18 protein-coding genes and 1 tRNA gene are annotated in these 13,833 nt (G+C 46.1%); 7 read left to right on the forward strand and 12 right to left on the reverse strand.

Annotated elements, in window-relative coordinates; all coding sequences use genetic code 11:
- Nucleotides 1–654: 654 nt before the first annotated feature.
- Nucleotides 655–1,161, reverse strand: a complete 507-nt coding sequence (locus QZZ22_RS11095) for an RDD family protein (protein ID WP_292464859.1) — start codon at nt 1,159–1,161, stop codon at nt 655–657.
- Between the two features lie 326 nt (nt 1,162–1,487).
- On the opposite strand from QZZ22_RS11095, the gene QZZ22_RS11100 reads away from it, so the two are divergent.
- The 3 genes from QZZ22_RS11100 (at nt 1,488) to QZZ22_RS11110 (ending at nt 3,651) form a co-directional block, all read left to right on the forward strand.
- On the forward strand, nt 1,488–1,844 hold the full coding sequence (locus tag QZZ22_RS11100) for a hypothetical protein (RefSeq protein WP_292464861.1): 357 nt from the start codon (nt 1,488–1,490) through the stop codon (nt 1,842–1,844).
- A gap of 185 nt (nt 1,845–2,029) precedes the next feature.
- Nucleotides 2,030–3,229 carry an aldo/keto reductase gene (locus tag QZZ22_RS11105; protein WP_292464862.1) on the forward strand — a complete coding sequence of 400 codons (1,200 nt, stop codon included), beginning with the start codon at nt 2,030–2,032 and terminating at the stop codon, nt 3,227–3,229.
- Between the two features lie 11 nt (nt 3,230–3,240).
- Nucleotides 3,241–3,651, forward strand: a complete 411-nt coding sequence (locus tag QZZ22_RS11110; protein WP_292464863.1) for a GNAT family N-acetyltransferase — start codon at nt 3,241–3,243, stop codon at nt 3,649–3,651.
- Here the strand turns inward: QZZ22_RS11110 and QZZ22_RS11115 are convergent.
- Complete coding sequence (locus QZZ22_RS11115; protein ID WP_292464864.1) at nt 3,648–3,863, reverse strand: 4Fe-4S dicluster domain-containing protein; 216 nt, start codon at nt 3,861–3,863, stop codon at nt 3,648–3,650. The two genes, QZZ22_RS11110 and QZZ22_RS11115, sit on opposite strands and share 4 nt — an antisense overlap.
- Nucleotides 3,864–3,885: 22 nt before the next feature.
- Between QZZ22_RS11115 and QZZ22_RS11120 the strand changes: the two genes are divergently transcribed.
- Nucleotides 3,886–4,017, forward strand: a complete 132-nt coding sequence (locus tag QZZ22_RS11120; protein WP_292464865.1) for a hypothetical protein — start codon at nt 3,886–3,888, stop codon at nt 4,015–4,017.
- Between the two features lie 35 nt (nt 4,018–4,052).
- On the opposite strand, the gene QZZ22_RS11125 is transcribed toward QZZ22_RS11120, so the two are convergent.
- From QZZ22_RS11125 to dusB, 8 genes are all read right to left on the reverse strand, one after another.
- Nucleotides 4,053–4,394, reverse strand: a complete 342-nt coding sequence (locus QZZ22_RS11125) for a hypothetical protein (RefSeq protein ID WP_292464866.1) — start codon at nt 4,392–4,394, stop codon at nt 4,053–4,055.
- A 215-nt stretch (nt 4,395–4,609) separates the two neighbouring features.
- Nucleotides 4,610–6,262 carry a SulP family inorganic anion transporter gene (locus tag QZZ22_RS11130; protein ID WP_292464868.1) on the reverse strand — a complete coding sequence of 551 codons (1,653 nt, stop codon included), beginning with the start codon at nt 6,260–6,262 and terminating at the stop codon, nt 4,610–4,612.
- A gap of 156 nt (nt 6,263–6,418) precedes the next feature.
- Nucleotides 6,419–7,078, reverse strand: coding sequence for an endonuclease III (gene nth / locus QZZ22_RS11135; RefSeq protein WP_292464869.1), 660 nt, complete (start codon nt 7,076–7,078; stop codon nt 6,419–6,421).
- Nucleotides 7,079–7,229: 151 nt separating this feature from the next.
- Entirely contained in the window at nt 7,230–8,108 is an 879-nt protein-coding gene (gene porB, locus QZZ22_RS11140; RefSeq protein WP_292464871.1) for a pyruvate synthase subunit PorB, read from the reverse strand.
- Nucleotides 8,105–9,319 carry a pyruvate synthase subunit PorA gene (porA, locus tag QZZ22_RS11145; RefSeq protein WP_292464873.1) on the reverse strand — a complete coding sequence of 405 codons (1,215 nt, stop codon included), beginning with the start codon at nt 9,317–9,319 and terminating at the stop codon, nt 8,105–8,107. Before porA ends, porB begins: the two co-directional genes overlap by 4 nt.
- Complete coding sequence (gene porD, locus QZZ22_RS11150; protein WP_015053683.1) at nt 9,319–9,579, reverse strand: pyruvate synthase subunit PorD; 261 nt, start codon at nt 9,577–9,579, stop codon at nt 9,319–9,321. Before porD ends, porA begins: the two co-directional genes overlap by 1 nt.
- Entirely contained in the window at nt 9,576–10,121 is a 546-nt protein-coding gene (locus QZZ22_RS11155) for a pyruvate ferredoxin oxidoreductase subunit gamma (RefSeq protein WP_292464875.1), read from the reverse strand. Before QZZ22_RS11155 ends, porD begins: the two co-directional genes overlap by 4 nt.
- Nucleotides 10,122–10,389: 268 nt before the next feature.
- Nucleotides 10,390–11,343: a tRNA dihydrouridine synthase DusB gene (gene dusB, locus QZZ22_RS11160; protein ID WP_292464877.1), complete on the reverse strand. Its 954-nt coding sequence runs from the start codon at nt 11,341–11,343 to the stop codon at nt 10,390–10,392.
- A gap of 198 nt (nt 11,344–11,541) precedes the next feature.
- On the opposite strand from dusB, the gene QZZ22_RS11165 reads away from it, so the two are divergent.
- From QZZ22_RS11165 to QZZ22_RS11175, 3 genes are read left to right on the forward strand one after another with little or no spacing between them, the layout of a single operon-like run.
- Complete coding sequence (locus QZZ22_RS11165) at nt 11,542–12,087, forward strand: AAA family ATPase (protein WP_292464878.1); 546 nt, start codon at nt 11,542–11,544, stop codon at nt 12,085–12,087.
- On the forward strand, nt 12,084–12,527 hold the full coding sequence (locus tag QZZ22_RS11170) for an RNA-binding domain-containing protein (RefSeq protein ID WP_292464880.1): 444 nt from the start codon (nt 12,084–12,086) through the stop codon (nt 12,525–12,527). The genes QZZ22_RS11165 and QZZ22_RS11170 overlap by 4 nt, the downstream gene beginning before the upstream one ends.
- A 12-nt stretch (nt 12,528–12,539) precedes the next feature.
- Nucleotides 12,540–13,316 (forward strand): sugar phosphate isomerase/epimerase family protein, encoded by a 777-nt coding sequence (locus QZZ22_RS11175; RefSeq protein WP_292464881.1) that lies wholly within the window; start codon nt 12,540–12,542, stop codon nt 13,314–13,316.
- Between the two features lie 21 nt (nt 13,317–13,337).
- Here the strand turns inward: QZZ22_RS11175 and QZZ22_RS11180 are convergent, their stop codons facing one another.
- Both QZZ22_RS11180 and QZZ22_RS11185 read right to left on the reverse strand, forming a co-directional pair.
- Nucleotides 13,338–13,517, reverse strand: a complete 180-nt coding sequence (locus QZZ22_RS11180) for a CopG family transcriptional regulator (protein WP_292464882.1) — start codon at nt 13,515–13,517, stop codon at nt 13,338–13,340.
- Between the two features lie 165 nt (nt 13,518–13,682).
- Nucleotides 13,683–13,756: transfer RNA gene (locus tag QZZ22_RS11185), tRNA-Lys, on the reverse strand.
- Between the last annotated feature and the right edge of the window lie 77 nt (nt 13,757–13,833).

A 13,833-nucleotide genomic window follows, 5' to 3' on the forward strand; every position in this document is an offset into this window, starting at 1 on the left:
AAAGCCGGGTGTATGTTTATGAACAAAATAATGCCAATACCCGATAGAAGCAAAATGCAGAATATATATGCCGCAGATTTTTTAATTTTGTTCATTCCCCACCTCTATAAACTCGTTAATCTCTGATCATTTTCATTATTATTCCTGCTTACATAAAAGCACTAACATATTTCAAATAACAAAAATTGGTTCAATACCCAGAAATCTGCAATAATCTATTATGAGCGCACAGTTTTCTAGTGAGGTTGCAGAGTCTTTCAATTGGGTTCATATTCGGGCTGTGCGGTAGAATAAATAGAAATCTTCATCGATGGATCTCTATTCGAATATGCTCAATTGCTTTGGAGAAATCGCCAATAGTTAAACGTTTCAGATTGCTGATTATGTGTGCTCTTATTAGGGAGTATTGATGTCGGATTCGTAGCAATAAATGTCTGGTTAGTGACATAGCTGATTGTGCAAACGAAACCTTGGTATAACCACAGGGAACACAGGAATCGGGCCAAGGGGGCCGCTTATTTCTCTTGGCATTTTTTCCTTCTCTGTTATTATGTATTCCCTGCGGTCCCGGCTAGATAGCTGCCTGAAAAACCCAAGTATGAGAATGCGAAACAGGCATTTGAAAAAGGAGTAAACAGTTTCCTTTAGAGAAATTCACCTGTACACTACAACAGTTTTGGCTGCCATGTCATAGATTCCCTGCTTCTTCTCGGTGAAAATGATAGTCAGGTAACCAATCAAGAACACGCCGGTTATAAGTTTCAGGAAATATCTCAGGAACGATCTTGCAAAAGATATTCTATTGCCTTCAATATCTGTCACTTTTATCCCGACTATTTGTTTTCCTGGAGTTCCCTGATAGGCTGAACTCTCAAACCAGATGTAGTAAAAAGCGGAAATAGCCACGGCAATCAGATCTAATGTGAGATCTGAGATTGGCAAAGTAATAAAAAGTGAGAGTATGCCTGTAGATATGCCATAAATAAAAGAAAAAACGAACACTATTAGTGTATCAAATCCCAAGGCAGTAAATCGTTTCCAAAAGGTTGCGTAAGGTGATGAATCCGAGTTCATCTCAGAAGCAAACCTCATATTCTTACCACAATTGATACATGAAGTCGCAACATCTGCATTTTTTGCACCACAGTTTTGACAATACATTCGAAAAACTCCTGCAAAGGAGTAGAAATAATCTTATATAAACTTTATCATTTTATTCTATGCTTCAAAATAGAATCTCATGTAACCTGTGAGAAATATTCATGTGATATAATAATATTGATTGTCTTGTGTTCCCAAAACATCCCATACCCTGATTCCTGTGTTAAGGGGGCGGTTTTGTGGGGAAGAGAGGAAAGGATTATGGATTTCAGGAGGTTCCTGACACAATGTCAGTTCTGATGTAAATAGCAAATGCAAAACATTATATTTTATTAAATAAATATTAATTGAAGATATTTCTAATCTGTTATCTGAAAGGCGATATTATGTCAAAATACGCAATAATCTTTGCAGCAGTCTTTGTCGGGGCTGTGTATCTGCTTACACAAGAACCACTCGCTGCCCTGGGAGCCGCAATTGCATTATCCATCGGGGTCCTGCTCTATTACAAGAACCTCAACGACAGCTGGAAAGGCACCATTACGGAACTGAAAGAGGAAAAATACCTGCAGAAGGAATATGATTCCAATAACAATGCCACAACTTACGAAGCATACAAGACCTATGCATATATCAGGCAGGACAACGGCAAGGTCAAAAAAATGGAACTCGGCCCGGAATGGAAAGCAGGCGACATTATAGAGAAAAGAAAAGGGGAATACAATTTCAGGAAGCTGAACTGAACTACTCTTTCTGTATTCATGCATATCTTTTTTCCCTAAAGCACATCCCTGCTTCTCTTATTCTCGGCCTCAGGCATATCAGACAGAATCCGGGTAAAACAAAGATTATTACGGAAAGTCTGTAAATAATCATTTAATAACCAAGAGTTACTAAGTCTCAGTAAATAATGAACGGGAACAAGAATATGTTATACAGGACAATGCCAAAGAACGGAGACAAGTTATCAGTGCTGGGTTTTGGCGCCATGCGTCTGCCAATGAACAAGGACGGGAGCATCGATGAGGAAAAGGCCATGGCACAGGTGCGTTATGCAATAGATCATGGTGTGAATTATATTGACACTGCGTGGCCATATCACATGGGGGAAAGTGAGCCTTTCCTTGCACGTGCACTTGCGGATGGTTACAGGGAAAAAGTGAGACTTGCAACAAAACTGCCCCAGTGGATGGTTCAGAAGCATGAGGACATGGACCGCTTCCTTAATGCCCAGCTTGAGAAACTCAATACCGATCATATAGATTATTATCTAATCCACAGCCTGGTGGGCAGCAGCTGGAAAACTATCCGGGATCTGGGTGTTACCGAATTCCTTGACCGGGCAAAAGCCGACGGACGCATCATCAATGCAGGTTTTTCCTACCATGGCGCTGCTGAGGATTTCAGGGAGGTTGTGGATGGCTACGATTGGGATTGCTGCCAGATACAATATAATATCCTGGACGAGAACATCCAGGCAGGAAAAAAAGGACTTGAGTATGCTGCTTCCAGGGGTCTGGGTGTCATCATCATGGAGCCTCTGCGTGGCGGCAGTCTGGCAGGAGATGTACCGTCTGCAGTGGAAGAGATATGGAATGAGGCGGATATCAGGCGCAGTCCTGCGGAATGGGCGCTGCTCTGGGTATGGGATCATCCGGAGGTCACGGTCGTGCTTTCAGGTATGAATGAGCAGTCACAGGTAGTGGAGAACCTGAAGGTTGCTGATATGGCTTATCCGAACACTCTTACCGGGAAAGAGCTTGAGCTCATAGAGAGGGTGGCTAAAAAGTACAAGGAGCTCATGCAGATCGATTGCACCGGGTGTGGATATTGTATGCCGTGCCCTGAGGGAGTGGATATCCCCGGCTGCTTTGAAACCTATAACAAACTCTACATGTTCGGTGATGAGGACAGGCTGAAAATGATGTATGTAGCCAAATTTGGCGGCATCTTCAGGGGCAATGATACTAATTTTGCTTCACAGTGCGTGCAATGCGGAAAATGCCTGGACATCTGTCCGCAACATCTGGATATACCCGCTCTGCTTGGGAAGGTCGCGGAGGAGTTCGAAGGGCCGGGACTGGGAGAGAGGATGGAGCTTGCAAGGCAGCTGTTCATGAAAGAATAAAGGATGGATTTATGAACTACACCATCGAGGAAAAGCTCCCGTCAGTTGAAGAGTACATCCACCTGCGGCAATCGGTAGGCTGGCCCTGCCCCGGCAACAGGTCAATAGAGAAGAGTCTCAGTAATTCCATATATTGCGTTTGCGCTGTTGAGAATGACAGGGTCATAGGTATGTCCCGTCTGGTAGGAGACCACAGTTTTATCTATTTCGTTGCAGATGTCATCGTATTGCCTGAGTATCAGAACCAGGGAATCGGCACCTCTCTGATGGAGCGGATAATGTCCTACCTGAAAGGGAACGTGCAGGAATATTCTTACATCACCCTGATGTCAGCAAAAGGAAAAGAGGCCTTTTACGAGAAGTTCGGATTTTTCAAAAGGCCGACTGGTGATTATGGTTACGGAATGATGGTGGAGCTTTAAGAGGCTAGAGTCCTGTTCCTAGGACCTTGACCTGATTCTTCTTTTCTCCCATAAGGGCAGACATACAAACACAACCCGCACACAGGTATCTTTCCTTTGTCCTTCATCCAGTTGAAGTAGTCTTCACACTTCCTTGCATCATACCTGTACTCCCTGCTCTCACTTTCGACAAAGTCCCTTCCGGTGAAAGCCTTAACAGGACAGATCTTCACGCATTCATTGCAGGTGCCGCACTTGCTCTCTATTCTGCTGCCGGTGGGCGTGAGGGGAGCATCCGTCAGTATCGTTACCCATCTGACTCTTGGCCCGTTCTCCGGGGTTATCAGGAGGCAGCTTTTGCCTATCCAGCCCAGACCGGCCAGGTGAGCACCCAGCTTGTGGGAGAACTGAGCGCAAATCCTTTAGTCATCGATCCTTTCAGATGCCGGAAGAGGCAATGCCCTGTGACCTCTTTCCTGGATATGGCTGCTCAGGACCGAAGCTATCAGGTCGAGCCTTGAATTGATCACGTTATAGGCGTGATGCCTGTAATTAAGGGCCACAGACCTCTCTTTCCTGTGCGGGAGCCTGTCGACTATCGGATCTATCAGTTTTATTCCAAGCGAAACTGCATAAGGGTATGCGCGTAACTCCTTTCCTCCCTGCTCTACGATAAATTCTTCTGCATCTGACAGGTCCGATACACCAAAATAGTAGACGCCATTTTCTTGGGCAATTTTGTTTAGCTCTTCCTGGAGATTCACAAATCTACCTCCAATATGGATGACATTTATTTCTTAATGTTTATATCATTAATACCTACAGCCTTTACAAAGTTTTCTATAAGCAGTTCCCCAAAAAAATAGAGAGGCCTTTTTGAAATGAACTCTTTCAAAGGCCTGTGGATGGAAATTTATCTGGTAATTGTTGAGTTGTGAGCTGAAACAGCATCTGCTGGTTTCAAATCGGAGCCACTTTTTCAGTCCCCGTTCTCTTTCTTCAGATAGGTGAGCGCTTCCTGCGTGCTATCAAAGATAAGGACCTCTTTATTCTTTATCAGTTTCCTGAACTCCTTGTCAATATCCAGCTTGCTCATGACCTTGGGTTGTACCGACGTGATGTAAACCTTCTGTTTCATCTTCCTGCTGGAGTGGATGAAACTTCTCAGCCGCTCAAGACCGGTGGTATCTATGAACGGGACGTAACGCATGCGCAGGATAATGTGGGGTTTGCTGATGCTGATGTGCTCGTTGATCTTGCTCTCAAACACGTTCATGGCACCGAAGAAGAAGGGGCCATTAATTGTATAGACCGAGACGTTCTTCTCAAGATACGGATCTGCAAAGATGGTTGCATTGATTCCTTTTGTCCTGTCGTAGTTCTCCATGCTGTGGATGTCGATGATATTCGTCATTCTGATGAAGAGCAGGATTATTGACAGGAACATACCCATCTGCACGGCAAATACCAGGTCAGTGAACACGGTGAGGAGGAAGGTGGCAAGCAGTACGGCTGTGTCCATCTTACTGATATTCATAATGGTCTTGAACTCGGTCAGGTTGATCATCCTGACAGATACCAGTATCAACACACCTGCAAGATACGCCTTTGGTATGAAAGCAGCTATCGGCCCGAGGAAAAGCAACACTGCCAGCAGGATCAATGCGTGTATGATACCTGACATCTGGGTTTTTGCACCTTCCCTTATGTTGACAGCGCTCCTTGCGATGGCGGCCGTACATGGGATACCTGAGAAAAAGGGCAGTATTATGTTCGCTATTCCCTGTCCCAGTAGTTCCCTGTTGCTGTCATGCCTGGTATTCGTCATACCGTCACAGACAACCGCACAAAGAAGAGCCTCTATGGCACCAAGCAGTGCAATAGTAAGAGCTGCGGGCAGTACGGCCATGACAAGGTCAACATTCAGAGCTATCATATTTATGCTGGGAAGCTCTGTGGGTATCGTTCCGACAAGGGGCACTTCCAGGTTAAGATTGTATGTCAGTACCACTGCCAGGAACAGGGCTATTATGGAAGCAGGCAGACTGCTCAAGTATCTCAATTTTGACAGGAGCCCTGGCAGACGAATCAGGAGCAGGATAGTTCCGATGCATACCAGCACCGCTGTCATGTCTATTATATCAAGCCTTGTGTATATCTCATAGGCAGTTTCCCAGACACGCTCTCTTGCCGGAATGACCATGCCAAGAGCATTGGGTATCTGTCCTATGAGTATTATCGCACCGATACCGCTGGTGAATCCCGAAATAACGGGCAGTGGTATGTACTTGACGACCTTCCCAAGTCTGAGAAGTCCGAAGAGTATCTGGAAAATGCCTGCCAGGAACCCTGCAAGCAGCAGCCCTTCAAGTCCGAAGCTGTGTACTGTTGAAAGGATGATGACTGTCATGGCACCGGTAGGCCCGGTGATGGAGTATCTCGAACCGCCTACGGAAGATGCGAGCATTCCCGCTATCACGGCTGTGTATAGGCCGAGAACAGGTTCGACACCTGAAGCCATAGCAAAGGCAATGGCAAGAGGAAGCGCTACGATGGCGGTAATGAAACCGGCCTTGAGATCGCTGGAGAACGACTCTTTGAAATATCGGGTAATTGTTTTTGTTGTTTGCATTATATCAAGCCAGCTGACCTGAAGTCAAAATTCGACTGATAGAACGCATTAGAGACAAGACCCTGTATATATACTTTGTTACATATGAAAATTTATGATAAACTGCCGTGTCATTATTGGATGGCTGAGCTAGGTCAAACAGCTTTGAACACAGATTTAAACCCTGCTCGAAGGACACAACCTGTTGACCACACATACCTCGCACTTTGGCTTGCGCGCCACACAAACACTGCGCCCATGCAGTATCAGTGTCATGGAGAGCGCCTCCAGTTCTTCTCTTTTTGCGATGGCCATCAGGTCCTTCTCGATTTTCCCCGGGTCCTCGTGCCGGGTGAAGCCCAGGCGGCGGGACAGGCGTTTGACATGGGTGTCCACTGCAATGCCCTCTATCTTGCCAAAGGCCCTTGAGAGCACTATATTAGCGGTCTTGCGGCCCACCCCGGGAAGCTTCAGCAGGCTTTCCATGGTATCTGGCACTTGGCCGTTGAAGTCTGAAAGCATCAGCTGTGCGCTGGCGATGATGTGCTTTGCTTTCTGGTGGTAGAAACCTGTTGAGTAGATTTCCTTTCCGAACTCCCGGATATCTGCGGCGGCATAATCTTCTACGGTGTGGTAATTCCTGAAAAGGGATTGTGTGACGACATTCACCTGGCGGTCTGTACACTGGGCCGAGAGGATGGTAGCCACAAGCAATTCAAGCGGGTTGCTGAAATGCAGAGCTGGAGCCGCGCTGGGATATTCCTTTTTCAGCAGCTCAAAGATACGGTCAAAGTTGTCAGTATTGTCAGGCACATTCGTCGGGAGCTCAGAAGTCATGCATCCATATAGGAAACAATAGTTCTTATGATTTTTTCAGAACCCTCTTACTTCCACTCGAAAATAAAATAATAATGTATTAATAGAAATTCTCTGAATGGCATGTAGAATAAAGTTGATCTAAAAAAAGTAGTAAAGAAGAGCGGGTCGATTACAACCCGAACTCTTCAATGTTCTTATCCGCAAGAGCCTGTATCTTTGCAATCTCTTCAGCCCCGCCTTCCATAGTAAAGAGATGTTTGAAACGGCGCTGCATCTTTAGATATTCCTCGACAGGCTTTTTATTATTGCCTATCTTGCGTACCTTGGTCATTTTGCCGTCTTCCACTTCGAACAAAGGCCACAGGCCTGTCTGCACAGCCATCCTGGCGACTTCGACAGTCTTGGAAGTATCGAATCCCCAGCCAGTTGTACATGGCGCATGGCAGTGTATGTATGTCGGGCCTTCGATCTCGGTCGCTTTCTTGACCTTGGCGATCATGTCCTTGGGGTATGCAAGGGACGTTGTGGCAACATAAGGTGAACCGTGCGCAAGGATTATTGCAGGCATGTTCTTCTTTGGCCTTGGGTTTCCAAAAGAAACCTTACCTGCAGGACTTGTAGTTGTGGAAGCGCCATAAGGGGTGGCTGCACTTCTCTGCACACCTGTGTTCATGTAGGCCTCATTGTCTATACATACGTAGGTGATGTTATGCCCTCTCTCAAAGGCACCGGACAGGGCTTGCAGCCCGATATCCATGGTAGCACCGTCGCCACCCATTGCGATAACTTTTGTGCCCTGTTTGCCAAGAGCTTTAAGTCCGGCCTCTATGCCTGAGGCAACAGCACTTGCGTTCTCGAAAAGTGAGTGTATCCAGGGTATATCCCAGGAAGTCTCAGGGTAGGGAGTTGTCATAACTTCAAGGCACCCGGTGGGGCTTACTACAATACAGTCCTCTCCGGCGCCCATGAGGGTGAACTTTGCGGCCATTGCATCACAGCAGCCTGCACATCCCCTGTGTCCCGGGGCTAACAGTGATATTGATTTCATATCAGTTCCTCCTTCAGGTCAGTGAATTGGCTTTCTATCTTGATACCCGATCTCATTACTTCTTCTGCATCAGATACGATCTTTTCAATAGTGCTCATGGGTATGTCACGTCCGCCCTGGCCTATCATGTAGCCGATAACAGGAACATCGATATCGGTGTTGTAAAGGACCGATTTAGTTTCAATGAACAGGGCGCCTGCATTCATACCAAGCGAGATGTTCTTGTCAAGCACAACAACTACCTTAGCATCCTTAATGACATTCATTATGTCCTGGGCCGGGAAAGGTCGGAAAGCCCTGACCTTGAGCAGTCCTATCTTAACGTTCTTCTCCCTGAGGCGGTCAATGACATCCTTGATAGTTCCGATAATGGAGCCCATAGCCATTATTATGATGTCTGCGTCCTCGGTCTGGTATTCATCGATAAGCCCTCCGAAGTACCTGCCGTACATGTCGTAGAATTCGTTTGCGACATCCTCTATTTTCTTGAGTGAGTTCTGCATGGCACGCTCCTGCTGGTATCTGAACTCAGTGTAGAAGTGCGGGTCTGCGAATGCACCGAATGTCATGGGATTCTTCGGGTCAAGGATACGCTCCGGCCTGAAAGGTGGCAGGAACTCGTCAGTGATATCCTGTTCAAGGAGCACCAGAGGCTCATAGACATGTGAAAGGATGAAACCATCCATACAGGTCATTGAAGGCATCATTATATCCCTGTCTTCGGAAATCTTGAAAGCCTGTGCGGTCATATCGGAAATTTCCTGAATGTTTTCGGCGTAGAGCTGGATCCATCCCGTGTCCCTCTGGGATATGGAGTCCTGGTGATCATTCCATATGTTGATCGGAGCACTGACTGCCCTGTTTGCAACTGTCATAATTATCGGAAGTCTCATACCGGCCACGTTGAACAGAACCTCGTGCATGAGTTCAAGTCCCTGGGACGTTGTGGCTGAGTAGGACCTTGCTCCGACTGCTGATGAGCCCACCAGTGCTGAAAGTGCTGAGAACTCAGACTCCACGTTGATGTACTCGCAGTTTGGTATCTCTCCATCTGCCATGAACTTGGAAAGATCTTCCACAATATGTGTCTGTGGGGTGATAGGATATGCGGAGATTACATTTGGCCTGCAGGTCTTGACTGCATGTGCAACAGCATAGGAACCTTCGACAACGACCATGTTTTTCTTATCCGTCTTCATTTCATGAGTCATTATTTTTCCTCCAGGACCATTGTGATAGCGCTCTTGGGACACTCGTTGGCACATATACCGCATCCTTTGCAGTAATCATAATCAAATTCGAAGTAGCCGTCTTCTCTTGGTTTCACTGAACTGTCAGGGCAAAGCAATTCGCATAACTTGCATTTTATGCATTTGTCGTAATCGTAGACAGGCTTGAAGGTCCTCCATCCACCGGTCTTATTGACCCTGCTGGTACCTGCCTCACAAACGGCTCCGGGAACTATTTTCACTTCTGACCCTCCATCATCTTGTACGCTTCCATAATCGCCTGTGCGTTCCTATCTCCGACTTTGCCCGGGAATCTTTCCCTGACCGCTTCCATAATTGACTCGGGTCTTATCTCACCCGTGGCACCGGCAAAAGCGCCAAGCAGCACTGTGTTAACGATTGGCATTCCAATGATATCGAGTGCTATCTTTGTAGCATTCACTGTCATTATCTTTGCCTTTGTATCAAGCTTGAATGTTTCCGGATCAAAGTCACTGTTAATAATAAGGATCCCATCAGCCTTCAGGCCACTGGCCACATCGACAGATTCCAGTAATGTGGGGTCCTGTACGATTACGTAATCAGGCTCGTAGATCTGGCTTCTAAGTCTTATTGGAGTATCATTTATCCTGGTAAAAGCCTGGACAGGTGCTCCCCTTCTTTCCACTCCGAAAGCTGGGAAAGCCTGGCTGAACTTATTGTCCGCAAAAGCAGCAACAGCTAAAAGCTCAGCAGCTGTGACCGAACCCTGACCTCCCCGGCCGTGTATTCTTATTTCTTTCATTGTAGAACTCTCCATACTGGTATGATGACAAATCAGTGATATGGCAAGGCAATTTTTTGGAAGTTGCTCTCTTCAAGCTTCCGCACAATGACAGTTTTTAGGCAATGTGACTTCCTGCACATCTTTTTTTCGCCATCTGTCGCCAAATGCCATGTTTAATTGTGTACAATCGATTAATGACTATTTAGTCTTTCGGTAATTTACAGCGTGAATTTAATTAAAATCATTTTTATTTATATAAGGTTAAAAAGACAATAATAAATTTTCATTATGCATCGGCACACATTTCTCTCACACTTTCTATGATTCCTTCAATATCCTTTGCATCTGCAATCCTGTTCCTGATGTTCTTACCCCCGCGAATTCCCTTTGTGAACCATTGGGCATGAGACCTCAGATTGACCGTATCTGTCAGATCATATTCCTCAAGAAGTTTCAGGTATTTCTCAAGGTCCGCAGTCCTCTGACTGCACTCATTATATTCCAGTATTTCCCCTGTCTTCAGGTAGTGAGAGATCCTCCTGAAGAGAAAAGGATTCCCCATTGCCGCCCTTCCTATCATAATTCCGTCACAGCCGGTGTACTCAAGAGTTTCTCTTGCAGATGTCTCATCAATGATATCACCATTGACGATAACAGGTATGGCTACTTCGCACTTGATTCTCTTAGCATATTCATGGTTGGCTTTTCCGGCGTACTGTTGCTGTTGTGTCCTGCCATGGACAGTTATTGCACATGCACCTGCTTTCTCGATAAGGCCTGCTATCTGTACCGTTCTCTCTATATCTTCCAGCACGCGTATCTTTGCTGTTACGGGCGTGGAGACTGTTTCGCAGAGCTCCTTCACGATACTGTATATAAGTTCAGGTGATTGTAACAGGGCTGCCCCGGATCCGTCTTTTACGAGCAAATGGGCAGGACAGCCGAAATTGACATCTATTATATCGGGCTGGTATGTTTCCTCTATCTTCAGGGCTGCCCTGGATATGATGTCAGGAGAATTGCCGAATATCTGTATCCCGAAAGGCTTCTCGTCCTTACAGCTTAAACCCCGGCTGAAGGCTTTTGAGCTTTCATGGATAACAGCATCAGAACTTATCATTTCTGAATAGGTCATTGATGCGCCGTAGTTCCTGCACATCAGGCGAAAAGGAATGTTTGTAACATTTGCCATGGGGGCAAGAAAGATATTTCCGGGAAAATGCACTTTTTCTATCTTCATGCGGTCCTTCTTGGTCCTTTATTTTTTCATAGTAATGTCATTTGTAACAGTTTCATGACAAGATCGCAGAGTATCTGTGAATGTTGTATCGATGGGGATACTAATATATAAGTAGAATGTATGGGAAAAGACCTATACAACAGGATATCGAAAAATTCTTTTACAAATTACTATCTACAAATTATGACAGGTTATTAAATGACGAAGATTTTAGCTTTTGTAGGTATGCCGGCTTCAGGAAAGTCAGAGGCATCTTCTGTATTGCGCAATAAAGGTATCACCGTGATAAATATGGGTGATGTCATTCGGGAGGAAGTAGTGCGCAGGGGCCTTGAACCGACGGATATGAACACAGGAGGTATTGGCACCGAGATGCGTGAAAAGGAAGGCCGTGCAGTGGTAGCCAGACGCTGTGTCCCGAAGATCAGGGCTACAGGCGAGGATCTCATTGCTATAGACGGTGTAAGGAGTGTTCCTGAGGTCGAATGCTTCAAAGAGGCCTTCGGAAATGATTTCACACTGGTTTCCATTGATTCCGACCTTGATACGCGCTTCATGCGGGTGAAAGCACGTGGCAGGAGCGACGATATGCAGGATATCAGTGCCCTGAAAGTGAGAGATGAGCGCGAACTTGGCTGGGGTATGGGAGAAGCTATGAAAATAGCTGATGTGGTGATCACCAATAATGATACCTTGGAAGAATTCAGGGAAAAGATCGCAGCACTGGTGGGACGGGCACAATGATAAAAACCACAGTTACGGCAAAGGCCAATCCAACTGAAGACAGGGAAGTGGTGTATGAAGCTATAAAGAAGATGTTCCCGGAAAATGAGCCCATCTATGAGGAACTGTCCGAGCACAGCGGCACCTTCTCACTGGTAGGCGATATTCATTCTCTTGTGAATATCCATTATCAGATAAGACAGGAACAGATCATCGACACGGCACGCACCCAGTTGTCCAAGAGCGTTTCAAGAGATGGGAAATCGACCTTTTTTATCCTCAGCAAGCAGGTGGCTACCGTAGGGCGCCTGAATTTTCCTGCACAGAAGGAACCACTGGGTTCAATAGAAATAAGCATCGAGGCAGACTCACCTGAAGAGCTTGTGAGGTTCTTTGACTGGCTGACGCCTCCCACGGAGAACGGCATACCCGATTTTGAGTTAGATATAACAAGTGTTTGAGGCTTACTGATCATGAGGATAAGGAACCTGAGCTTCTCAACCCGTTCGATTGTGGGCCCGTCCTTTGAATGGGTAGCTGAGCTTGAGGATATGGGTTATTCCGGCTGGGAGATGGTCCAGGAAGGCTCCCAATGCCTGACTCCCGGGAATCTCGGACACGTCCGGAATATCCTGGAAACCACAGGCCTGCAGCTGAGTATCCACCTGCCTTTTTCCGATATGAACCTTGCAAGTCTCAATCCCGGCATCCTGGCTGAGATCATGCGCCAGATGCAAGGTCACCTGGAACTTGCTTCCGGCCTTGCCGGGATTGCCGTACTGCACCCCGGCTACCTTTCCCCATACGGTGCAAGACTGCCTGAGAGATGCTGGCAGACAAGCATATCCTCCATGCAGGCCCTGTGTGATTTTTCAGCGGATCTGGATATTGTTATTGCTATTGAGAATATGCCAAACCTCCCCAAGATATTTGGCAAATATCCCGACGAGATGGTGGATATGATCGACCAGGTGGACAGGAAGAATGCAGGCATGACCCTTGACCTTGGACATGCCAATACCATGGGTCTGGTAGACGAGTTCCTTGAGAAGTGCCTGGATAAGATAAGCCACGTGCATATCCATGACAACCATGGCAGCCATGATGAGCACCTTCCTCTGGGACAGGGCAGCATCGACTGGAAAATGGTCATGGAAAAACTTTCCGACTATAAGGGACTCATGGTCACTGAGATGAGCAGCCTTGAGGAAGGTGCACAGTGCATAGAATATCTCAGTAACATCAGTTAATAAAAAAATTCACCTGTTAGCTTATTTGTTCTCCTCTTCCAGCCTGCCGTGCCTTCTGTCTATCTCATCCATCATATCCAGCATCTTACGTACGGCTGTCCTTATGGCATCTGCCTGGGATACGAATTTCTTATCATTGCCGACATGACGGTTGAGGTCGTCAAGGAGTTCCTGAGGAATATCAAGACTTACTTTTGGCATGTTCTCACCTTTTTCAAGAAAATAAACCACATTGAACTGATTGGATTTAATGCTTTAGCAACCACGTTCAGAGATCATAGTAGGAATATCACTAAAGAAGAAAACAAAGAATGGAATAAACAAAAATCTAATACAAATCTGATACTGTGTATTATAATTTTAATGCGAGCCGGAAGGGAGTTGAACCCTTGGCCTACGGATTAAGAGTCCGTCGCTCTGCCTGGCTAAGCTACCGGCCCGCGTTGAATAACTAACTGAGCGAGACTTCCATACGTACTTTCCTCATATATACGTTTCGGTGAAGATGAATGAGGCA

The sequence above is a fragment of the Methanolobus sp. genome (assembly GCF_016278365.1).
Taxonomy (GTDB): Archaea; Halobacteriota; Methanosarcinia; order Methanosarcinales; family Methanosarcinaceae; genus Methanolobus.

Bases quoted from the DNA above. Each gene is read 5' to 3' on its own strand.
- nth (WP_292464869.1), bottom strand. From the start codon at position 7,078: ATGACTTCTGAGCTCCCGACGAATGTGCCTGACAATACTGACAACTTT.
- QZZ22_RS11130 (WP_292464868.1), bottom strand. From the start codon at position 6,262: ATGCAAACAACAAAAACAATTACCCGATATTTCAAAGAGTCGTTCTCC.
- porA (WP_292464873.1), bottom strand. From the start codon at position 9,319: ATGACTCATGAAATGAAGACGGATAAGAAAAACATGGTCGTTGTCGAA.
- QZZ22_RS11175 (WP_292464881.1), top strand. From the start codon at position 12,540: ATGAGGATAAGGAACCTGAGCTTCTCAACCCGTTCGATTGTGGGCCCG.
- QZZ22_RS11155 (WP_292464875.1), bottom strand. From the start codon at position 10,121: ATGAAAGAAATAAGAATACACGGCCGGGGAGGTCAGGGTTCGGTCACA.
- QZZ22_RS11100 (WP_292464861.1), top strand. From the start codon at position 1,488: ATGTCAAAATACGCAATAATCTTTGCAGCAGTCTTTGTCGGGGCTGTG.
- QZZ22_RS11180 (WP_292464882.1), bottom strand. From the start codon at position 13,517: ATGCCAAAAGTAAGTCTTGATATTCCTCAGGAACTCCTTGACGACCTC.
- QZZ22_RS11105 (WP_292464862.1), top strand. From the start codon at position 2,030: ATGTTATACAGGACAATGCCAAAGAACGGAGACAAGTTATCAGTGCTG.
- QZZ22_RS11165 (WP_292464878.1), top strand. From the start codon at position 11,542: ATGACGAAGATTTTAGCTTTTGTAGGTATGCCGGCTTCAGGAAAGTCA.
- dusB (WP_292464877.1), bottom strand. From the start codon at position 11,343: ATGAAGATAGAAAAAGTGCATTTTCCCGGAAATATCTTTCTTGCCCCC.
- QZZ22_RS11170 (WP_292464880.1), top strand. From the start codon at position 12,084: ATGATAAAAACCACAGTTACGGCAAAGGCCAATCCAACTGAAGACAGG.
- porB (WP_292464871.1), bottom strand. From the start codon at position 8,108: ATGAAATCAATATCACTGTTAGCCCCGGGACACAGGGGATGTGCAGGC.
- QZZ22_RS11110 (WP_292464863.1), top strand. From the start codon at position 3,241: ATGAACTACACCATCGAGGAAAAGCTCCCGTCAGTTGAAGAGTACATC.
- QZZ22_RS11095 (WP_292464859.1), bottom strand. From the start codon at position 1,161: ATGTATTGTCAAAACTGTGGTGCAAAAAATGCAGATGTTGCGACTTCA.